Origin of the sequence: Thalassospira sp. MCCC 1A01428, from assembly GCF_002115825.1 — a bacterium.
Classification (GTDB): domain Bacteria; phylum Pseudomonadota; class Alphaproteobacteria; order Rhodospirillales; family Thalassospiraceae; genus Thalassospira.
Genome location: NZ_JFJZ01000005.1, coordinates 13517 through 35258, shown reverse-complemented (window position 1 = coordinate 35258; position 21742 = coordinate 13517). Strand labels below are relative to the sequence as shown.

At 52.6% G+C, this 21742-nt stretch carries 20 protein-coding genes; 11 read left to right on the top strand and 9 right to left on the bottom strand.

Annotated features, from left to right (window positions below; translation table 11 throughout):
* Positions 1-100: 100 nt before the first annotated feature.
* Positions 101-3910: a bifunctional proline dehydrogenase/L-glutamate gamma-semialdehyde dehydrogenase PutA gene (gene putA / locus THS27_RS05920; RefSeq protein ID WP_085588849.1), complete on the top strand. Its 3810-nt coding sequence runs from the start codon at positions 101-103 to the stop codon at positions 3908-3910.
* Positions 3911-3983: 73 nt separating this feature from the next.
* Here putA and THS27_RS05915 read toward each other — a convergent pair whose 3' ends face one another.
* A complete protein-coding gene (locus THS27_RS05915; RefSeq protein WP_085588847.1) occupies positions 3984-4205 on the bottom strand; it encodes a helix-turn-helix transcriptional regulator in 222 nt (73 codons plus the stop codon).
* Positions 4205-4756: a DUF2975 domain-containing protein gene (locus THS27_RS05910; protein ID WP_085588845.1), complete on the bottom strand. Its 552-nt coding sequence runs from the start codon at positions 4754-4756 to the stop codon at positions 4205-4207. The genes THS27_RS05915 and THS27_RS05910 overlap by 1 nt, the downstream gene beginning before the upstream one ends.
* Before the next feature lie 317 nt (positions 4757-5073).
* On the opposite strand from THS27_RS05910, the gene THS27_RS05905 reads away from it, so the two are divergent.
* Complete coding sequence (locus THS27_RS05905) at positions 5074-5709, top strand: BON domain-containing protein (RefSeq protein ID WP_085588843.1); 636 nt, start codon at positions 5074-5076, stop codon at positions 5707-5709.
* 162 nt (positions 5710-5871) lie between these two features.
* Entirely contained in the window at positions 5872-6105 is a 234-nt protein-coding gene (locus THS27_RS05900) for a bacterioferritin-associated ferredoxin (protein WP_085588841.1), read from the top strand.
* 138 nt (positions 6106-6243) lie between these two features.
* Here the strand turns inward: THS27_RS05900 and THS27_RS05895 are convergent, their stop codons facing one another.
* Entirely contained in the window at positions 6244-7293 is a 1050-nt protein-coding gene (locus THS27_RS05895) for a Glu/Leu/Phe/Val dehydrogenase dimerization domain-containing protein (protein WP_085588839.1), read from the bottom strand.
* Positions 7294-7691: 398 nt separating this feature from the next.
* Here THS27_RS05895 and THS27_RS05890 point away from each other — a divergent pair, with 398 nt between their 5' ends.
* A complete protein-coding gene (locus THS27_RS05890) occupies positions 7692-7925 on the top strand; it encodes a hypothetical protein (RefSeq protein WP_085588838.1) in 234 nt (77 codons plus the stop codon).
* A 156-nt stretch (positions 7926-8081) separates the two neighbouring features.
* Here THS27_RS05890 and THS27_RS05885 read toward each other — a convergent pair whose 3' ends face one another.
* The 4 genes from THS27_RS05885 to THS27_RS05870 all read right to left on the bottom strand — a co-directional run bounded on the left by THS27_RS05885 (position 8082) and on the right by THS27_RS05870 (position 12172).
* Complete coding sequence (locus THS27_RS05885) at positions 8082-8681, bottom strand: 2-hydroxychromene-2-carboxylate isomerase (RefSeq protein ID WP_085588836.1); 600 nt, start codon at positions 8679-8681, stop codon at positions 8082-8084.
* A 67-nt stretch (positions 8682-8748) separates the two neighbouring features.
* Complete coding sequence (locus tag THS27_RS05880; protein WP_085588834.1) at positions 8749-9918, bottom strand: endo alpha-1,4 polygalactosaminidase; 1170 nt, start codon at positions 9916-9918, stop codon at positions 8749-8751.
* 2 nt (positions 9919-9920) lie between these two features.
* A complete protein-coding gene (locus tag THS27_RS05875) occupies positions 9921-11057 on the bottom strand; it encodes an NAD(P)/FAD-dependent oxidoreductase (protein ID WP_085588832.1) in 1137 nt (378 codons plus the stop codon).
* A gap of 5 nt (positions 11058-11062) precedes the next feature.
* Complete coding sequence (locus THS27_RS05870; protein ID WP_085588830.1) at positions 11063-12172, bottom strand: hypothetical protein; 1110 nt, start codon at positions 12170-12172, stop codon at positions 11063-11065.
* 256 nt (positions 12173-12428) lie between these two features.
* On the opposite strand from THS27_RS05870, the gene THS27_RS05865 reads away from it, so the two are divergent.
* The 6 genes from THS27_RS05865 (at position 12429) to pgmG (ending at position 18706) form a co-directional block, all read left to right on the top strand.
* Positions 12429-13304: a division plane positioning ATPase MipZ gene (locus tag THS27_RS05865; protein WP_210402845.1), complete on the top strand. Its 876-nt coding sequence runs from the start codon at positions 12429-12431 to the stop codon at positions 13302-13304.
* A gap of 44 nt (positions 13305-13348) precedes the next feature.
* Positions 13349-14083, top strand: coding sequence for a hypothetical protein (locus tag THS27_RS05860; RefSeq protein ID WP_085588826.1), 735 nt, complete (start codon positions 13349-13351; stop codon positions 14081-14083).
* Positions 14083-14895 (top strand): molecular chaperone DnaJ, encoded by an 813-nt coding sequence (locus THS27_RS05855; RefSeq protein WP_168184834.1) that lies wholly within the window; start codon positions 14083-14085, stop codon positions 14893-14895. Before THS27_RS05860 ends, THS27_RS05855 begins: the two co-directional genes overlap by 1 nt.
* Before the next feature lie 120 nt (positions 14896-15015).
* Positions 15016-15903, top strand: a complete 888-nt coding sequence (gene galU, locus THS27_RS05850) for a UTP--glucose-1-phosphate uridylyltransferase GalU (RefSeq protein WP_085588824.1) — start codon at positions 15016-15018, stop codon at positions 15901-15903.
* A 64-nt stretch (positions 15904-15967) separates the two neighbouring features.
* Positions 15968-17287 (top strand): UDP-glucose/GDP-mannose dehydrogenase family protein, encoded by a 1320-nt coding sequence (locus THS27_RS05845; RefSeq protein WP_085588822.1) that lies wholly within the window; start codon positions 15968-15970, stop codon positions 17285-17287.
* Between the two features lie 3 nt (positions 17288-17290).
* A complete protein-coding gene (gene pgmG, locus THS27_RS05840; RefSeq protein ID WP_085588820.1) occupies positions 17291-18706 on the top strand; it encodes a phosphoglucomutase/phosphomannomutase PgmG in 1416 nt (471 codons plus the stop codon).
* Between the two features lie 417 nt (positions 18707-19123).
* On the opposite strand, the gene THS27_RS05835 is transcribed toward pgmG, so the two are convergent.
* Positions 19124-20437 carry a D-alanyl-D-alanine carboxypeptidase gene (locus THS27_RS05835; RefSeq protein WP_246832859.1) on the bottom strand — a complete coding sequence of 438 codons (1314 nt, stop codon included), beginning with the start codon at positions 20435-20437 and terminating at the stop codon, positions 19124-19126.
* Between the two features lie 248 nt (positions 20438-20685).
* On the opposite strand from THS27_RS05835, the gene THS27_RS05830 reads away from it, so the two are divergent.
* The gene (locus THS27_RS05830) at positions 20686-21357 is read left to right on the top strand and encodes a hypothetical protein (protein ID WP_246832858.1); all 672 of its coding nucleotides are present in this window, start codon (positions 20686-20688) and stop codon (positions 21355-21357) included.
* Here THS27_RS05830 and THS27_RS26870 read toward each other — a convergent pair.
* Positions 21351-21740, bottom strand: a complete 390-nt coding sequence (locus tag THS27_RS26870) for a hypothetical protein (RefSeq protein WP_168184833.1) — start codon at positions 21738-21740, stop codon at positions 21351-21353. The genes THS27_RS05830 and THS27_RS26870 overlap by 7 nt on opposite strands.
* Positions 21741-21742: the final 2 nt, after the last annotated feature.

Below are 21742 nucleotides of genomic sequence, written 5' to 3'. Positions count from 1 at the left end.
CGTTTCAACCTTGTCGGGAAAATGCGGATGATAACCGCCCCGTTTGATTGATGCGCCTGATTGCGGGCTGCACCACAGTAAACAGGGAGTTTTTTGCGTGATGTTTCGTTCCCCCTTGCCAGCAACTGACAAATTGCGCGACCAGATCCGCGCCACATACCGGTGTGATGAAGAAGCCGTTGTTAATAATCTGATCGCGCAGGCGACATTATCGTCGGATGACAAGGCAAGGGTGCAGGAAAAGGCCTATCAGCTGGTTGCCAATGTGCGCGCCGCCGATACGGGCAAAACCGGCATTGACGCGTTGCTGCATGAATACGAACTGACCAGCAAGGAAGGCGTTATTCTGATGTGCCTGGCCGAAGCTTTGCTTCGCGTGCCAGACGCGGTTACCGCCGACAAGCTTATCCAGGACAAATTGTTTGATGCCGACTGGAACAGCCATCTGGGCCATAGCGGCAGCTTTTTTGTCAATGCATCGACCTGGGGCCTGATGCTGACCGGGCGGGTGATCCGTTTTGGCCGCGAAGAACGTGCTAATCCCGGTGCCTTGATCAAACGCATGATTGCCCGTTCGGGCGAACCGGTTATCAGGCGGGCCTTTAATCAGGCGATGCGCGTGATGGGGCGGCAGTTTGTGATGGGGCGTACCATTGCCGAGGCCGCCGAACGCGCCCGCGCCAACGAAGAAAAAGGCTATCGTTATTCCTATGACATGCTGGGCGAAGCCGCCCGCACCATGGAAGATGCGGATCGTTATTTTAAATCCTATGAAGATGCCATTGCTGAAATTGGCAAGGTTGCCAAAGGGCGCGGCCCCATTGATAGCCCGGGTATTTCGGTAAAACTGTCGGCCATTCACCCGCGCTATGATTTTGCCAATCGCGACCGGGTGATGGATGAACTTGTCCCGCGCCTGAAGGCGCTGGTGATGATGGCGAAAAAACACGATATCGGCTTTACCGTCGATGCCGAGGAAGCCAACCGGTTGGACCTGTCGCTTGATGTGATCGAAGCCGTTTTTGCCGATCCCGATCTTGATGGTTGGGAAGGCTTTGGCCTGGCGGTGCAGGCCTATCAGAAACGCGCCTATCATGTGCTGGAATGGCTGGCCGAATTGTCAACCCGGGTGGGTCGCAAGATGATGGTGCGGCTGGTGAAGGGCGCGTATTGGGATACCGAAATTAAAAACAGCCAGGAAAACGGCTTTGAAGGGTACCCGGTCTTTACCCGCAAGGCGGCGACCGATGTTTCCTATATGGCGTGTGCGCGCTTGATGTTATCGCGCCGTGATGCGTTTTATTGCCAGTTTGCCAGCCATAATGCCCACACCGTTGCCGCCATTCTGGCGATGGCGGGCAATGACCGCAGTTTTGAATTTCAGCGCCTGCATGGCATGGGCGAGGCCCTGTATGAGCAGATTGTGGGTAAAAACGGCGAAAACATTCCCTGTCGTGTTTATGCCCCGGTCGGCACCCATGAAGATCTGCTGGCTTATCTGGTGCGCCGCCTGCTTGAAAACGGCGCCAATACCAGCTTTGTAAACCGTATTCAGGACGATCAACTGCCGATCGAGGAAATGATTACCGATCCGGTTGAAAAAATGGCCGCCTTGCCGCGCAAGGCACATCCGAAAATTCCGGCTCCGATTGATTTGTACGGGGCGGGGCGCATCAATTCACGCGGGATGGATTTAACCGATCCGACCAAACTGGTGCCGCTTGCCGATCATATGAAAGATTTGGCGAAAAACGACTGGCGCGCTGCCCCGCTGATTGATGGTGATTGGCAGGATGGCGAAAGCCACGACGTGATGAGCCCGGTGGATCGCAGTGAAAAGGTTGGTACTGTGATTATGGCCGGGGCGGAACAGGTTGAAGCCGCCCTTGTTGCGGCCAGTGCCGGGTATCCCGCCTGGAATGCCACACCAGCTGGCGAACGGGCAGCCTGCCTGCGTCGCCTTGGCGATTTGCTGGAAGACAACCTGGATGCGTTTATTTTGCTGTGCCAGCGCGAAGCCGGAAAATTGTATTCCGACGGGGTTGCCGAAGTACGCGAGGCGGTGGATTTTTGCCGGTATTACGCCAATCGGTGCGAAGAATTGTATCGCGAAGGCAGCATGATGGAAGGGCGCGGGGTGTTTGTTTGCATCAGCCCGTGGAACTTCCCGCTGGCTATTTTCCTTGGTCAGGTTACTGCGGCCCTTGCCGCCGGAAATGCGGTTATTGCCAAACCCGCCGAACAAACATCGCTGATTGCGGCAAAGGCCGCAGAATTGATTTTGGCTGCCGGTGTGCCGGGCAGTGCGTTTCAGTTGCTGCCGGGGTCGGGCCGTAAACTTGGCGATATTCTGATTAATGATCGTCGGGTGGCCGGTGTCGCCTTTACCGGGTCAACCGAAACCGCCCAGGTGATCAACCGTAACCTTGCCAAACGCCCCGGTGTACCGATTCCGCTGATTGCGGAAACCGGTGGTCAGAACGCCATGATTGTCGATTCAACCGCCCTTCCCGAACAGGTGGTTCAGGATGTGGTGATGTCGGGTTTCCAGTCTGCCGGGCAGCGTTGTTCGGCCTTGCGGGTGTTGTTTGTGCAGGAAGATATTGCCGACAAATTATGCCACATGCTGGTTGGTGCGATGAAGGAATTGCGCGTCGGCGACCCGGCCTATCTTGATATTGATGTCGGGCCGGTGATTGACGACAAGGCGCAGGCAATGTTGCAAAAACATGCCGATCGCATGAAACGCGAGGCAAAATTGTTATATGCCTGCGAGGTGTTGCCAGAAACCGACAAGGGTACTTTCTTTGCCCCGCATTGTGTGGAAATTTCCAGCCTGGATGTGCTGGAACGCGAAGTGTTCGGGCCGATTGTGCATGTCGTACGATTTAAGGCGCGCGAGTTGGACAAGGTGTTGGACCAGATCAACGATGCCGGTTATGGCCTAACGTTGGGTGTGCATTCGCGCATTGATGGGACTGCACGGCATATTGCCCGCAAATTGCGGGTGGGTAACTGCTATATCAATCGTAATATGATTGGCGCGGTTGTCGGTGTGCAACCCTTTGGCGGGCAGGGTAAATCCGGTACCGGGCCCAAGGCGGGCGGGCCGCACTATGTTGCCCGTTTTGCCAAACCGGTTGTCGATCAGGGCAAAGTGGCTGTTGGCGATGCCTCGTTGGCGGATGATCGCGAAACGATTTTTGTAAATACGCCGGTCCCGGCAACTGAAATCTCCACGCTAAGCAAAGGGCAGATCGAGTGGCAGAATATGCCAGGTGAGATGCGCATGAAGCAGCTTGAAAAGCTTGCCGCTGAACTTGCGAGCGAGGGTAGCGAGGAACTGGCGCAGGGTGCGCAGCATTTTGCTGATTTTGCGGCGATTTCGCAAAATGGCTTTTTGGCGCCGGTGCGTTTGCCGGGGCCGACGGGTGAAACCAATGACTTGGAGCTTCTGGGGCGCGGTGTTTATCTGGTACAGGCGGACCGCGGGGCGGAACCCGGCCGGGTTTTGCGCCATGTTGCCGCGGCCCTGGCGGCGGGCAATAGCGTGCTGCTAGCTGGCAATGATAAATGGCTGGCCCGGGTGGAAAAACTGGTTGCAAGCCTTGATTTCCCCAAGGCGATGGTCAAGGCGGTGAATGATGAAGCCGGGCTTGCGACCATGAATGGCGGTGCTGTTGCCGGTGTTTCCTGTGTCGCCCCGTTGCAGCGGGTAACCGTGTTTAAACAGGTCCTGGCCCGCCGTGATGGTGCCATCCTGTCGCTGATTTCCGATAGCGGGATCGAGGATGACGGTGCGTTGCCGGGTGAATTGTTCATGCACCGTTTTGCGACCGAAAAAACCGTGACCATCAATACCACGGCAGCGGGCGGCAATGCCTCGCTGATGTCGATGGAAGAGGCGTAAACCCCGTCAGCTTAAACACCTAACGAAAAACGGCCAGCCCCCACCAGGACTGGCCGTTTTTTGTGTCTTGTGATCAGTCTTCGCTATCGTCGCTGGCTGTGTATTCCAGAAGGTCACCAGGTTGGCATTCCAGTGCCTTGCAAATGGCGGCAAGGGTTTCAAACCTTACGCCCCGGACCTTGCCCGATTTTAACAGCGACAGATTTTGTTCGCTAATGCCAATCCGGGTTGCAAGCTCCTTGGATTTCATTTTGCGTTTGGCCAGCATCACATCAAGGCGAACGGTAATCGGCATCAGACGAAGCTCCGGTTTTCGTCATGCAGACTGACGGCTTCACCCAGTACCCAGGAAATAATCAGGAACAGCCCGCCGAGGAAAAGGCTGGTGGCTTCGATATTGCTTAATCCTATCGATATGGCGCGTTCACCTTCGGGGCGGGTGATGGTGACAAACAAGGACGTTAACGTACCCGCAAGCGGCGAAAGCAGCGTTTGCGACAACAGGGCGATGCTGAAGATTTTGAGATGACGGATTGTGCCATGTTCAAAAATGGCGTTGCGGGCAAAGCATAAAAACATTTTGCGCAAGTGCCACAGGCCAAACACAAGCACCAGAGAAGGCACCATCAGCGTGATGAACACCACGGCAAGCTGCACACCGGCAAGGGATTGAAGATCATTAAGCGGGATGGGAATGAGGCTGTCGGAATAGGAAACGGCATCGCGGGCGAAATCAGGGGTGAGCCAGATCAGCGGGACAAAGCAGAGCTCACAGATAATCGCGATCAGGCACAACCAGCTTAGGATCAGGCTGACAATGCGTATTCTGGTGACAGTCGGGCTCATTTCCACGCTCCTGTTGTTTTAAGGTCATTAATTATCGTAAAACATGAATAAATTAATGAAATGAGTCAATGCCAATTTTGATGGGCGCATGTGCGGCGAGAAAATTTCATGCAGGTCGAGCCTTGTGGGCACGTGATGCGTTAATTTGGTGGGTGTTTTGAACGATTTTTTATCTTTGCCATAATTATGGTGCCGATTTTGTCACAATCCGCCTGTAAGGATTTGAGGTAAATGTGCTGTTGTTTCCGGGGAGTGTGTGCCTTTTTGTGCCGCAGGCCTTTGGGTCGAAATAACGAAATCGATTTAGGAGTAGCCGAATGATACATATGTCTCGCGGTTTGAAACGGACATTGCAGGTCGTTGCGCTGGGAATTGTCTTTAGTGCCCCACTGGCCGCTTGCGGACCATTGCAAATGCCGGTTGAGAACCGGGCGGGTGATGATCAATGGCTTGATACCAAAATTAAAACCGGAATTTTGAGTGAATTCGCTGAAACGGATCACAGTTATCTGATTGATGTAAACGTCGATATCTGGAAACAGCAGGTCATGGTGACCGGCATGGTTGATTCCAAGGGCAAATATTATGACGTGATGTCAATCATTCGCCAGGATAAGCGCATCAAGAAGATTTATGATCATCTTCAGATTGCCGATGCACAGACGGTGGCTGAATATCGTGATGCTGAATCGAAGTATGGTGAAGAGAATGCCGTACCTGCCGATTCGGCAAAACAATCGGTTTCGGATGCCTGGATCGAAAGCCAGATCAAAGCCTTGTTGTTGGCCGAAAAGGGCGTGCGCTCGGTTAATTACCGGTGGCAGTCGGTCGGCAATATTGTCTACATCATGGGCGAATCTGCCAATAAAACAGAATATGACAAGGTGCTCAGTATCGTGCGTCGCATTAAAGGCGTGACCAAAGTGGTCAGCCATGTGTCGGTTATTGGATGACCTTATAAATAAACGATAATTCCAGAAAGTGATCCGCAGCCTGGTTTGGGCTGCGGATTTTTTTTGTCATGAAACATGAAATTCGTACGAAAACGTTTGAAACCTATTCGCATTTGCACTATTGAAATCGTGTGTAACTAATAACTGATTGCATTTGCATTTATGTTTGTTTGTGTTTGTAATGCCCTTAATCAGGGCGATGTAAAACGTGCAGCAACGCAGGGCAATGCCACGCGCCCGGCGGAGGTTTTCCGTTTTCATGGCTGCCAGCCGCAATGTGGCAAATGTGCCTGCCACATGCGGGCAGAGCTGAGCCAGCATTGCTGTTCGGGTGACAATGGGAATGACCGTATTGTTGCCAATGTCGCCGCTGATCAGGCGATTGCGGCAGAATAGGCAGCTTTGGCAAAGCAAACAAAGATAAGAGGAGTACTGAATACTCCTTCGATGCTGGCAGATATCAGAAATTAAAAAGGCGAAGCCATCGGGGCCTCGCCTTTGTTGTTTTCAGGTGCAGGCACGATCTGCAATATGTTAAGCGGCCTTGCCAAACCGTTCTTCGGCCAATCGGTCGGCGACAAAACCGGTTGATTTGTTTTCACGTGCTGCGCGGGTAAAAATTTCACGCACGGTTTCACCAATGCTTTCGATATGGCGTTTGGTTTCGGCCACCGGGCGTCCCTGACGGCAATAGTGGACTTCGACCACGCCGCCTGCATTGATCACGTAATCAGGGGCGTAAAGTACCCCCATATCGCGCAACATTTCGCCGTGACGGTCGGCTTCAAGCTGGTTGTTGGCCGCACCGGCAATGATCCCCGCTTTCAGTTTGCCAATCGAGATATCGTTGATGACCCCGCCCAGCGCACACGGCGCAAGAATATCGGCATTAACTGACAGGATTTCATCGATCGACACAGCCGTTGCGCCCAGTTCGGTGGTTGCGCGTTCGACCGCTGCGGGGTTGATATCGGCAACAATTAATTCTGCACCGGCATTGTGCAGCATTGCACATAAATGAAAGCCGACATTGCCCAATCCCTGTACGGCAACGCGCATACCGGTTAAATCGTCGTTGCCCTGCCTGAATTTGACGGCTTCTTTCAAACCGATAAATACACCATAGGCAGTAAAGGGCGAGGGATCGCCAGTGCGTTCGGCATCCTTGCCATCATTGATGCCGCCTACATGGCGGGTCTGACGGGCAATTTCCTGCATATCAGCTGGCGTCGTGCCGACATCCTCGGCCACAATGTAACGGCCGTTCAGGCGTTCAACCGCACGGCCAACGGCTTGAAACAGGGCAGGGCTTTTATCGCTGCGCGGGTTGCCAATGATAACCGATTTGCCCCCACCCAGCGGCAAATTGACCAGGGCGGATTTATAGGTCATGCCACGCGACAGGCGCAATACATCGTGAATGGCTTCCTGTTCGCTGGCATAGGGCCACATGCGGCACCCGCCAAGCGAGGGACCCAGATTGGTATTATGAACCGCGATGATGGCTTTAAGGCCGGTTTCAGGGTCGCTGGCGAAAACAACCTGTTCGTGGTTGTCAAAGGCAGAATCGGAAAAAATAGTCATCCTGGTGCAGCCTCCCGGGCTGTTTTGTTATGATGGGGCAAAGAAAATTGTTTCCTCCCTTTGAATGTTTGTTGTGATCGGCCTTTGAGCAAATGGAAAATCGCGCGTGAATTAAAAAAGACCGTTTCGAAGAAAAGCCCACGGTTGTGCGGAATTTAATGTCTGGCACAGAGCGGTTTTGTAATTTTATTTCGTGCAATTATTGCAAGGCGACCATGCAAAACCGGCGCGCTGTGGTTTTACATGTTTCAATTAAATTACGAATCAGGCTGAATGATTTACGGCTCGTTAAACTACTGGTCGCAGACTTGTGGTTGATATTTCATTTTTATGAGAAATATCATCAGGACATATCAAAGCGTCTGGTCGGACGCTGACAGCAAAAGGAGTTTCGGGGGATGTCAGCTTTTACAGACCACCGGAAGCGCGTTTATCAAGTTGGGTTACACAATCAAATCGTGCGTGAATGCGTAAAAGAAAACCGTTCTCACGCCTTGTATGACGATCGTTGGGCTGATGTTCAGACCCACGAAGTTGCAGCACAGACCAAAACAAAGGCACTTGCCCTGATCGAAAAGAATTATCCGTCTTGTGACGGGTTTGTTGTCGATCACGTCAAACGCCACGATTGATATTTGGCTGTGATTGTGTGCTGTAAATGGGTGGCACCTGATCGCAGTTCTGTCGCAGATAGTTCATGGGAAAAGGGCGGAAACCACCTCCGCCCTTTTCTTTAGATGCTGCCTGCTGAAACAGGGTGTCGTTGGTTATGGTAATGTAACCGGCGGTCAGTCTTGTAATGCCAGCGCGCGGTCGACAAAATCCAGCCTGTCTTGTCCCCAGAACATTTCCGTGCCGATAAAATAGGTTGGCACGCCAAAAATATTGGCAGTTTTGGCATCCTCGGTATAGGCGTCATAGGTATCAAGCACGGCATCGTCCTGTGCCAGTTCCAGATATTGCGACGACAAACCATTCGTGGTCAGGGCTTCGGCCAATACATCGGGTGACGACGCATCACGCTGGTTGACCCAGATATCGCGCATAATGGTGGTGATCAGCCCTGAAACGTCCTGGCCATCAAGTTTGGCAGCGATGATGGTACCTGCTGCAAGCGATTCGTTTACCGGGAAAAAATCAGGATTTTCATTAAGCGGAATGTCGAGATAGGCGCGCCAGCGCTTTAATTCCACCATGCGATATTCCTGGCGGGGCAGGGGGCGCTGTTTAAGAGGAACGCCGCCACCATGTTTGAATATTTCGCCGGATTTGACAGGCCGGTGGTCAATTTCGGCATTGTGGCGGGCGGCAATTTCCATAGCGCGTTCAATGCCAAGGAACGCCCAGGGCGACTGGACGAAAAAATAGTGGGTAATAATCTTGGGCACGGCCCTCTCCTGTAGGCTGGGCGATAAAACGCCATTTTTTAATGACGTTATAGCGCCCTATTTACGCCTATTGGTCAACCCACCAGCGATAGTCATCGATGCCATCCATGACAATGCCGTCAAACCCCATTTGCATCAGCCCGGCAACATAACTGTTGGCATTGCCAAAAATGATGTTCTGCCATTGTGGTTCCCAGTAATAGACATGGTTTTCCTGTCCCCAGCGGCCCGTATTGCTTGCGCTGCTGATAAAATCGGGTGATCCGGCACGCCAGTCACTGCGCCAGTAATAACGATAGGTTTGTGCGGTGCCGACATCGATATAAGCGAGCAGCAAACGCGGTGTTCCGATTTTTTTGTAACGCAGTTTGCGCATGTCATCGAAGGAAAGCGGGGTTGTGCCGCGATGAAAGGCATCCAGGACCAGAATGTCGTAATTGGTGTTGGCAAGGGCATCTACATAGGCATCCTTGTTGCCGTATGGCGCACTATCAACCACCATCGCATAATTGCGGGCTTTCTGGAGTGTATCGATCACAAACGGGTTTTCGTTAAACGGCGTTGAAGGAACCTTCGCTAACGCCGCCAATTGCATGTCCGGTGGTGGGGCTGCGTAATAAAGTGGGTCCATTTTACTGGTTTTTGCGCGCGATTTGCGGATGTTTTCCAGCTTGTCGGTGTAATCAAGCATGAAAAACCGCATACCGGTATCTGACAGGCGTTCCAGATATTGCTGGTCGTATTTTACCTCGCCTTCGCCTGTTTCCTTGTTATATCCGTCGCGGCCATAATTGGGGGCCTCTATCAGCATTCCATCAAGCGCCCGGATGAAATTACGCGCCGGTTTGGCATCGGATTTGGTCACAAACAGGCCCGGCTCAATAAATGTCGTCAGGTCCAGCCCGTTCATGGCAATGACGGAAAAATCACTGCGCTGGTTTTTTGCCCAACGGCTAAGCGAGATAACCATTTTACGCATTTCGTCGGCGAAATCGCGCTTGGGTTTGCCGTCGTCTTCGCTCTCCTGGTCCAGTTTCGGCCCGTTAGACAGGCTGTTGGCGGGCGGGATAAACGGTTCCAGGTTTTGCCCCATTGCGGTTTGCGGCAGGCTAATTGTGGCTATTCCCGCAGTCATAACCATGGCAAGGAATGCAAAAGCCGATGCACGTATCCCAAGTCCCGGGCGAACCGGAAAATTGGTCAGATGGCGAAACCGGAATGGGCGGGCATGAACCATAATCAGGATGCTACTTTTTTTGCCAAAGATGAGGTTAATTGCGCACAAACATAGTCGCCAATAGCCATTGATGCCGTTAAGCCCGGCGATTCGATTCCGTAAAGGGCGATCAACCCGTTAAGGCCGTGGATGTCCGGCCCGGCAATCATGAAGTCGCGGGCGGCTTCGCCCTGTGCCTGGATTTTCGGACGAATACCGGCATAGCCGGGCTGCAGGGCTGTTTCATCAAGGTCCGGGTAATATCGGCGAATGGCGTTGGCAAAAACAGTACGCCGGTTTTCATCCACACTATAGTCGGGGTGGTCGACCCATGTCACATCCGGCCCGAAACGGGCTTGCCCACCCAGATCCAGCGTCAGATGAATACCCAGTCCGGCCTGTTCCGGCGCCGGGTAGATCAGGGTGGAAAACGGGCTTTTGCCGCTTAGGGTAAAATAAATGCCCCTTGCGTAATTTTGTGGTGGAATTGTCGCAGGTTCTAAGCCCGAAAGCGCATGGGCCAGTGTTTGCGTATGCAGGCCCCCGGCAATAACCAGCTCCTTGCATGAAATTTGCAATTCTTCACCGCTGGTATCAACGGTATCAAGAATATATATGCCATCGCGGTGGCTGCCGGATCGAACATTGGTGTGTAAAGCCAGTGTCGCTCCGGCAATTTCAGCATCCCCTAGCAATGACAACATCAATTCATGGGAATCGATGATACCCGTTGACGGGCTTTCAAGGGCCGCAACACCCCGAAGGGCAGGTTCGCGCATTTTGATGTCGTCGCTATTGCGCCATATCAGATCGGTGACACCATTGCTCACGGCGTGTTGTTCGATCTGGCGCAATGCGTCAATCTGGCTGTCGTCTGTGGCGACAATCAGTTTTCCGGTGCGACGGTGATTAACCCCGCGAAGCGCACAATATTCATACAGGGCTTTTTTTCCGGCAAGGCATAGCCGGGCTTTCAGACTACCTTTCGGGTAATATAACCCGGCATGAATCACTTCGCTGTTGCGCGAACTGGTTTCTGTTCCGATGGCATCATGACGTTCAATGATCATGACCTCGCGCCCGGACAGCGCCAGGGCACGTGCGCAGGCAAGGCCAACCACACCTGCCCCGACAACAATTGTTTCAATATCATGGGTCATAAAGTTTATTGTCCTGCCTGACGAAAAAGGACTGGCTGTCCGGTGTTGTCTTGCCCGTCCCCTTTGACCTGCGACGGGCTGCTGCTGGTGTAGGTTCCCCGCGCTGATGTGCCGTCAGTACAAAAAATAGCCCAGTTGCCAAAGGGAAGTGTTGCGGAGTTGTAACGACCATCCTTGTGCTGCCAGTAACCTTCGCAATGGCGATTGGCATCATCAATGATCATTGTGCCTTCACCTGCCGGTTTGTCAAATTTCAGTGCCCCGCGGCCTTCGATATTGTTCCAGCGTGTCATAATGCCAATTCCCTCGTCAGGGGAAATGGTTGTGTTGGTTGGATCACCCGTGATGATTGTGGTTTGCGGTGCGGTTTCGGGTGATGATATGTCGTCAGTGATGGCTGCCGTTGGGGCAGTTGCATTCGGGTTGGTCGGGACGGCGGGAACGCCAACAGGCACCTGGCCATCTGTAACCGGTGCGCCGATATCACCGGGCAAATTAATTTCAAATCGTAAAAAGAAGCTGGCGGCAAAATCACGCGCCGCGGCCGGGTCCATTTGTTGTGCCGGGGCTTGATGTTTGGGGGCGGTTTGCACGGCTATCGGTTCGCAGAAATATCCCAGAAGCTGGCTGCCGCGCTGATCGGCGCGGGTTGGTTCCCAACGGCCTGAAAAACTGATGCATTGGGCATTGTCGCGCGCAAAGGGCAAAACCATGATGGGGCCACTGGGGGTTTGATAGCTAAAACTTTCACCGTTTTGACGGCTTTGGTTTTGAAGTGTTTCAAACATTCCCAGCAATTTTGCCGGTGGGGTATCTGTGCGAAAGGCAAAGCCGGGGCTGGTTTCGGAAAAAACCGATTCGATATAAATCTGGTTGGACGTATGCCCTTCGTCGCTTTGATCCAGCCAGCGCGCAACCGATACAGTGCTGCTGGTGCGGACTTGACGTAGATATACCGCCTGGGCGTTAAAGGGCGGATGATAATGAACCGGGCTTTCCGCGGCTGAGACTTTCAGAAACCCGCCGTCACTTTGGGCATGGGCACTGCCGCTGCCTGCCATAGCAGCAATACTTGCGCCCAGAAGGCCCGTTATCAAATTTCGCTGAAAGGTCACAAACTTTTCCCCCGTTGAGCCTGCTGTCTTTGCTGCATCAATTATTCTATGTTTAGCGTCAAGACAGGAAATTGGCTAGGGTCAGGGCTTATTAATAGCTATTGACCGTAAGGGAGAGCTGATTTGCCCCGTGACATCTGCGTCTTTATGCTTGATTTTTGATGGCAAAGGCGTTCATTCACGAGCGATGGGGACTTTTGGTTTTCAGAACGAAATGACGGAGCAGCGCGTAATGACGGGGGACGCAACCGCCACCATGACCGAAATCAAGGGCCAGGGCGATGCCAGTACAACAGGCGGCCGCAGCAAACGTGCGCATGTTATTGTAATTGGCAATGAAAAGGGTGGGTCGGGTAAATCAACGACGGCCATGCATTTGATCGTTGCCTTGTTGAAAATGGATTTTTCTGTTGGCTCGCTTGATATCGACGCACGGCAGGGAACTCTGACCCGCTATGTCGAGAACCGCGAGGCGTTTAATACCGCCCGCAGTCTTTCGTTAAAAATGCCGGTTCATTATCCAATCTATCGCAGCGAAGATGGCGATGCGATGGCCGCCAAGCACGATGAACGCGAACGTTTTACCCGTGCTCTTGGCGAATTGGTTGTTAATCACGATTTTGTCGTCATGGATTGCCCGGGCAGTGACAATTATCTTTCGCGTTTGGCCCATGCCTGTGCCGATACGCTGATTACGCCGATTAATGACAGCTATATCGACCTTGATATGCTGGCCCGTATTGACCCCGAAACCCTCGATGTGAAAGGCCCCAGCCTTTATGCCGAAATGGTTTGGGATGCGCGTAAGCGCCGGGCGGCGGTCGATGGTGGAACCATCGACTGGATCGTGATGCGGAATCGGTTGTCGCATCTTGACGCACGTAACAAACGCGATATTGCCGAAATCCTCGACAAACTGGCAACCCGGGTTCATTTCCGTGTGGCGCCGGGTTTTGGCGAACGCGTGATCTATCGCGAATTGTTCCTTAACGGATTGACGCTTCTTGATTTGCGCGAAAAAGGCATTGGTATTACTTTAAGTATGTCGCATATGGCCGCCCGCCAGGAAGTGCGGCAGTTACTTGAAGTTATCGGCTTTACCCCGAGCGATGGCGAAGAACTGCCAATCTGATAACGGGTGCAATCCAGGTTCTGAAATTACGGATCGGCAGGATAATGGCGGACAAGGACAAGGCCGTTTCAACCGTGTCAACGGATCAGGATATTGCCAGCTTTGTCAGGCAGGTGCAGTCTGTTGCCGGTAGTGCGCCGGCGTCGGGGCCGGCGCAAGGGCGAATTGTATTCGCAATGGATGCAACTGCCAGCCGCCAGCCCCATTGGGATATGGCTGCGCACCTTCAATCCGAGATGTTTGATGCGGTGGCGCAGATGGGCGCGCTTGATATTCAATTGGTGTTTTTTCGCGGTTTTGGCGAATGCAAGGCCAGCGGCTGGTGCCGGGACGCGGGCCAGTTGCGGGCTAAAATGAATGCGGTGCAATGTCGTGCGGGTCAAACCCAGATCGGCCGGGTTTTGCACCATGTTCTTAATCAGAACAAAAAACAGCCCGACCACCCGGTTAATGCCCTGGTTTATGTTGGTGACTGTGTTGAGGAAGCGGCGGATGATCTGGCGCATCTGGCTGGTCAACTTGGCATTTCCGGCACACGGGTCTTTGTTTTTCAGGATGGCCGTGACAACGATGCAACAAAAGTTTTTCGTGATATGGCCCGTCTGGGGAATGGTGCCTTTGCCCGTCTTGACGGCAGTGCAGCATCTGTTTTGCGCGATTTCCTTGGCGGGGTTGCGTCCTTTATTCTGGGTGGGTTTGATGCGCTAAACGATTATAATAAAACGAAATCATCGTCTGATATTCATTTCCTGACCGATCAATTGCGACGGAAACGCTGATGCAGTGGCTTTTGCTTGGTATTGGTCTTTTTGTCGCCACAGGGTTTGTTTTGCGCTGGTTGGCAAACGCAAAACCGGCCGATATCCGGCAATTGGGCTTTGGGTTGATTGCAACTGTTCTGGTGCTCGTGGGGCTTTGGCTGCTGCTGACTGGCAAACTGGCAGCCATGGTTGCGGCCCTTGTTGCCGCCATACCATTTCTTTTTCGTGTCCTCAAAATTGGCTTATTGTGGCCATTTTTCAAGAAGATGTTCGCTGGTGCCCATGGTTGGGGCCGGGGAGCGAACCCGCAAGGTGCTGATGATGACGGTACCGGCACGGGCCGCTTTTCTGAAATCAGGACACAGCTTCTGGTGATGCAGCTTGAGCATGGCTCGGGTCGGCTGGGGGGACAGGTCATTGCCGGGAAATTTGCCGGATGCGACCTTGACCGCCTGAGACTTGACGAACTGCAACTTTTATATGTTGAATGTTGCGATGCACAAGATCAAAGCCGGACAGTGTTTGAGACATATCTGGATCGTCGCAGTGATTGTCAGGGCTGGCGACAGTGGGACGATGCAGAGCGAACGGAAGACCGTTCGTCGCAGCAGGAACAAAATGGAGGCACTCGCGGATTTCGCTCAGAAGGGATGGATGTCACGGAAGCCTGTAAAATTCTGGGTTTGGGAAAAAATCCGGACCGCGCCGAGATCAATCGTGCCTATCAAACGTTAATTAAGGCGGTACACCCTGATCATGGCGGATCGGACTATCTGGCATCCCGGGTCAATGCAGCACGGCACGTGTTATTACAAAATTGTGGCGATTGATGTAATCCCCCGGAAGGGCAGCTTGATCAATGATCTGAAATTGTGGCAAAAGCGATAGATACTTGCTGCAAATTGAGAGATTTAGCGCATCCGTCGCCGCCAAAAACAAAGGAATAAAAGATGACCAAACGTATTAAAAAGGCGGTTTTCCCGGTGGCGGGCATGGGGACGCGGTTTTTGCCAGCAACCAAGGCTATGCCGAAGGAAATGCTGCCTGTTGTTGACAAACCCCTGATCCAGTATGCGGTGGAAGAAGCAATTGCTGCCGGTATTGAAGAATTCATTTTTGTTACCGGTCGTGGGAAAACCGCGATCGAAGACCATTTTGACCGTTCAGCCGAACTTGAAGCGATCCTGATGGAGCGCGGCAAACATGATGCCCTTGAAACGGCATTGGCGATGATCCCCGAAAATGGCCGGGTGACTTATACCCGGCAGGGTAACCCGCTTGGTCTGGGACATGCTGTTTTATGTGCGAAATCCCTGGTCGGGGACGAACCATTTGTTGTGCTTCTGGCTGATGACCTTATTCAGTCCAAAACGCCATGTATGAAGCAGATGGTTGAAAGCTATGGCCGCACGGGCGGGAATATGGTTGCGGTTATGGATGTGCCGCGTGAAGAAACCAAACGCTATGGCGTTCTGGAAGTCGAGGGTACGAATGGCCGCCTTGTCAGTGCGTGTGGCATGGTCGAAAAACCGGACCCGAAAGACGCGCCGTCCACGCTGTCGGCGATTGGTCGTTATATTCTCGATCCGGGTATTTTTGATGTGCTGGAATCGATTCCGCGCGGGGCAGGAAATGAAATTCAGCTGACCGATGCGCTGGCTGCCATGATCGGCAAGGTGCCGTTCTATGGTTATCGGTTTGAAGGGCAACGGTTTGATTGCGGTAACAAGGTTGGCTTTTTGAAAGCAACACTGGCCTTCGCGCTTGAGCGACCGGATCTGCGTGATGATATGCGCACCCTGATCAAGGAATTCGCCGAACTTGAAGCCGCGAAATAACAGATTTTATTGAATGTCCGGGGGCACAGACCCCCGGTCAGTGTTTTAATGGGGTAAAACATCCATGCATGTTGCAATGATTGGCACCGGCTATGTCGGTTTGGTTTCCGGGGCCTGCTTTTCGGAATTCGGTACGGACGTTATTTGTGTAGACAAAGACGTCAGCAAAATCGAACGCCTTGAGCAAGGCATCATGCCAATTTACGAGCCGGGCCTTGATGTTCTGGTTGAGAATAACGTCAAGTCGGGCCGGTTGCATTTTACCACCGACCTGAAAAAAGGTGTTAAGGATGCCGATGTTGTTTTCATTGCGGTTGGCACGCCGACGCGCCGTGGCGATGGCCATGCCGATCTAAGCTATGTCTATGCTGCGGCGGAAGAAATTGCCGAAGCAATGGAAGGTTTTACCGTAATCGTGACCAAATCGACCGTTCCGGTGGGAACGGGGCGCGAAGTGGAACGGATTATTCGGGAAAAACGGCCTGATGCGGAATTTGCCGTTGTTTCCAACCCCGAATTCCTGCGTGAAGGATCGGCAATTGGCGACTTCATGCGCCCGGACCGGGTGGTTATTGGCACCAGCAATGAACGTGCGCGCACGGTTATGTCTGATCTGTATCGCCCGCTTTATCTGATCGAAACGCCAATTGTTTTTACCACGCGTGAAACGTCGGAAATGATCAAATATGCGGCCAATACATTTTTGGCAGCTAAAATTACCTTCATCAACGAAATCGCCGATTTGTGCGAAAAAGTGGGTGCTGACGTGCATGATGTTGCCCGCGGCATTGGCCTTGATGGCCGCATTGGCAAAAAGTTTTTGCACCCGGGGCCTGGTTATGGCGGGTCATGCTTCCCCAAGGATACTTTGGCGCTTGTGCGGACAGCACAGGAACATAATTCGCCGCTGCGCATTATTGAAACGGTGGTTGCTGTTAATAACGACCGCAAAAAAGCAATGGCGGACCGGGTTATTGCGGCTTGTGGTGGTTCTGTTGCGGGAAAAACCATTGGTATTCTGGGCTTGGCATTTAAACCCAATACCGACGATATGCGCGATTCTCCCAGTCTGGATGTTGTCCCGGCGCTGATTGCGGCAGGGGCCAATGTGCGGGCATATGACCCCGAGGCAATGGAAGAAGCTGCAAAACTTCTTGAGGGGCTGACCTATTGCGAAACGGCCTTTGAAACCATCGAAGGTGCGGACGCCATGGTGGTCCTGACGGAATGGAATGAATTCCGCGGATTGAATTTGAAACGCGTAAAAGCTGCTTTGAAATCACCTGTGGTGGTGGATCTGCGAAATGTGTATGAGCCGCGCGAGATGAAAGAACATGGCTTTGAATATAGCTGTGTTGGTCGCGGCACAATTGGAGGCAATTGACCTATGACCGCTTCGGATGGCCATAAATTTGATCCCTCGATGCTGCGCGAATATGATGTGCGCGGCGTTGTAGGCAAAACCCTTCATGAGGAAGACGCCCATGCGTTGGGTCGTGCGTTTGGGACAATGGTTCGCCGCAGCGGCGGCACCCGTGTCGCCGTTGGCCGCGATGGCCGGTTAAGCTCGCCAGATCTGGCTGATGCCCTGATCAAGGGTATTCGTACCACCGGTTGCGATGTGCTGCGTATTGGCCGTGGCCCGACGCCGATGCTGTATTTTACGGTATATAATCAGAAAACTGATGCCGGCATTATGGTGACCGGTTCGCACAATCCGCCGGATTATAATGGCTTTAAAATGCTGAATGCCGGAAAATCGGTGTTTGGGGCTGCCATTCAGGAATTGGGCCGGATTGCCGAACAGGGTGATTTTGAAGTTGGTGCCGGCGGCCTTGATGATATCGATATCGAGGATCGTTATGTTGATCGCCTTGTCGATGAACTCGACATTGACGTTGCCAAGCCAATGACCATTGTGTGGGACTGTGGCAACGGTGCTTCGGGGGATGTCGTGCGTAAGCTGACGGCAAAATTGCCCGGCACCCATCATTTATTATTTGATGACATTGATGGCACCTTCCCCAATCATCATCCGGACCCGACTGTTGAAGCCAACCTGGTCGATTTAAAAGCCGCCGTTGCCAAACATAATGCGGACTGGGGCGTTGCTTTTGATGGCGACGGTGACCGCATCGGCGTGGTCGACGGTCAGGGTCGTGTTTTGTGGGGCGACCAGCTGTTGCAAATTTATGCAGCCGATGTTCTGGAGCGCGTTCCGGGTGGTGCAATTATCGCCGACGTCAAAGCCAGTCAGACACTGTTTGACGAAGTGACCCGACTTGGTGGCAATGCCATTATGTGGAAAACCGGTCATTCCCTGATCAAAACCAAAATGATCGAGGAAAAGGCCCCGATTGCGGGTGAAATGAGTGGCCATATTTTCTTTGCTGAACGGTATTACGGCTATGACGATGCGACTTATGCTGCCGTTCGTCTGTATCGTATTCTGGTGCAAAGTGGCAAAAGCCTTGATGTCTGGCGTGATGCAATGCCGGTTGCCGTTAACACGCCGGAAACCCGTATTGAATGCCCTGATGATCGCAAGTTCGCATTGATCGAGGAAGTTCGTGATCGCTTGGCCGGGACGGATGCCGAAGTAAACGGCATTGATGGTGTGCGCGTGCGTACCGAAGATGGTTGGTGGCTGCTTCGGGCATCCAATACCCAACCTGCGATCGTTGCGCGGTGCGAGGCTGCTGATGATGCCGGGCTTGAACGCCTTAAAGGGCAGGTAACTGCTCAATTACAGAAAAGCGGACTTGAAAGTGCCGATTTCTTTGCCCCGGGTGGCGGCCATTAAGGCGAGTTTTTGATCTGAAATTTGGCTGGATCCGGTTGAGCCCGAAGGTATTTTACCTTCGGGCTCAATTTTTTTCCGAACGTTATTTATAGAAGGATAACCAGTTCAGGATGGTGTCGCCGGTAGGTCATGGTTTGCGATAAAGGAAATGATTTCTGTCAGTCCGAGCATCTCACGAGATACGTCGTGCCGGATGCCTCAAACTTACGCCTGCATAATGTACGGTCGATATAACCCGTAATGGGGCGTTGTTTGATGCGGGCTTATTAACTTGGCTTGGGACGTAACAGCCATCTTACGGTGGTAAGGAGGGCGGAAGGTTTTAGTTCCGTTCTTTGTTCCGCGGGTTACGCCAAAGATTAAGGGCTGCCAATTTGGCAGCCCTGATCAAAAATGCTTGTGATATTCGGGTCGTGCTTATCCGGCGTCGTCAGGTGTGACGACAGGAATGCAGGCCATGTTCTGGCGTTGCAAGGCCGCACAGGCACTGCGTGCGTCTTCCTCGGCACCAAACCCAATCAGCCGTGCCCGATAGACAACGCCACTGTCTGATTCCTGTTGCTCAACGGCAGCACGGGTTAGGCGTAAAATTTCAGGGGCACTGCGCGCAGCGGTCAAGACGGCTTCCTGGGCGCGGCGCTGGTCGCTAAAGGCACCAACCTGAATGCCCCAGCCGCCTTGTGTTGGCTTTATGCGGGTGACGATGGTGTCAGTATCGATATGACCGGGAATTTGCCCCTCGTTGGCGTTATTCAGCTTGGCGATCAGCAATTGCGTGTCTGCAGGAAGAATTTTGTCTTCCGGGCTGATGCGCGGCCGCGGCGGAATAATTTCACCATCTTTTTTTAGTTCGACATAGGCTTTATCAAGCAGTTTTTTCATTTGGTCATCGCGCGAACGGGCGGTGCGGCCACCAAATACGGCCCCGATCAGGCGTTTGCCATCGCGTTTGACCGATGCGACCAGGTTAAAACCCGATGCGTTGATGAAACCGGTTTTGATGCCATCTGTGCCATAGTACGACGCCAGAAGATTATTATGGTTGCCATAAGTGCGGTTGCCATAAGTAAATTTCTGCGTTGAAAAGAAGTGATAATAGTCACCAAAATCATTGCGCAGGCGCAAGGCGAGACGAACCATATCGCGCGCCGTGGTCATCTGCCCCCGGTTGGGCAGGCCCGATGCATTGCGAAAAGTTGTGCTTTTCATGCCGATTCTGCGCGCGGTCGACGTCATCATCTGGGCAAACTTGGTTTCCGTGCCCCCCAGATATTCGCCAATCACAACGGCAACATCATTGGCCGATTTGGTGACCAGCGCCAGAATGGCATCCTTGACCGCGATGGTGTCACCGGGTTGAACGCCAAGTTTTGACGGTGCCTGGCCCCACGCCCGTTTGGAAACCGGCATGCGGGTTGCCAGCGTGACCTTGCCGCTATCAAGTGCGTCAAACAGCATATAAAGCGTCATGATTTTGGTCAGTGACGCAGGATAAACCTTTTGATCCGCACGATATTCATGCAGCACCTGGCCGCTTTCGGCATCAATGATTAATGCGGTATAGGTCCTCGCGACGGCAGGCGCACTTATCATCGGGAGCGCAAGCAAGGCGAACAAAACCATGCCCATCACGCATAAAAGCCTTCGGCCCGTCATGCGTGATGGCGAAAAGTCAGCGGAGTCTGGTTGTCTGGTCGGCATGGCAGGGCCGACGCGGAACAGAGAAATCATAAACAATGTCCGGTTAACGAGTATCCCCAAGACGGTTGAGGCCAGCATGCCAGTTCCGACTAAAAAAATGCTTAACGGAATGAAGAATACTGACAGGTCAATGTGCCTTGCCGATGCCCCAATTGCACGTAAGTTTATGACTTGTGATCGAGTCTGTCAAAACAGAGGTAAAAATGCCCACAGAAATACATAGACCGCACAATGATATAGCGTCAAAGCGGGCTGGATTCCTGAAGTTTGTTTCCGCGGTGTCTGCAGCCGCAATTTTGGCCGGTTGCAGCTATACCGCGACCAGTGACATTGCGAATCCGGTTGTGCGCAAGGCAAGCTGGTTTTCATATTTGAATGGCGATGATCTGCGAACTGCCTGTTCAGCGGGCGAGGCCGAAGGGCGGATTCGCATTGTTTATAATGCCGATTATTATAAGGATGTGCGGACATTTGATGTTACGCCGCAAACGGGAACCGATAACTTCACAATGGTTTCGCATATGTTTGGTCCCCTTGATGTAAGTGAAATGAATGTGTCTGTACGATCACCACTTGGCGCTTTCAGCGGTGAACCTGTGCGCCAGACATTGACGCGCCAGCAATATCTGACATTGACTGACGCGATGCAGGAAGATGGTTTTGGCACCCAGAATCGGGACGGTCTTCGTTTGCATTCGGAAAACTATTATTGGGTAGCGTTGGGCTGTTCGCAAAAACAAATAACCCTGGCAGCCTGGGCCAATGGTGATGATGATTTAAGAGACCTGCATTTCCCGATTGTTCTGCAAAAGGTTGCGGGACAGGTGGACCCGTTACCACCGGCACCGGACCCGGACGTGGCATTAAGCCCGGATCCAACCATCGGACATGACCGTGACGAGCAGGATCGTAATTTTTATCGGACTGTTCGGGGAAATACTCTTCAATAAAACAGAATATAAACGGGTTGGCATTTGCCAGCCCGTTTGTTTTTCAACGGTATTTCCCGGGCGGGTTGTTTTGTGAATTCAATGTCACGAAAGTATCCTTGACGTTTTACGCGTTTCCATCTAAGGTTTTGCTGCATTGCAACATCGATATGGCTATCCTGAAACTCGTAAATGGAGGACGGCACAATGGTGACGACCCCGAAAAAGGTGCCTGCTAAATCCGATAAACCGTCAGCATCCAGCGCAAAAGCAACTGCGTCGGCTGCGGCTCCTGACTCATCTGCGAAAACAGTGACAGCCGGTGCTGCATCTGCGAAGAACTCGTCTGGCGCTTCTGTGCAGGCCGCGTCAAAAACGCCTTCCGGTAGCGCTTCGGGCAGCAAGA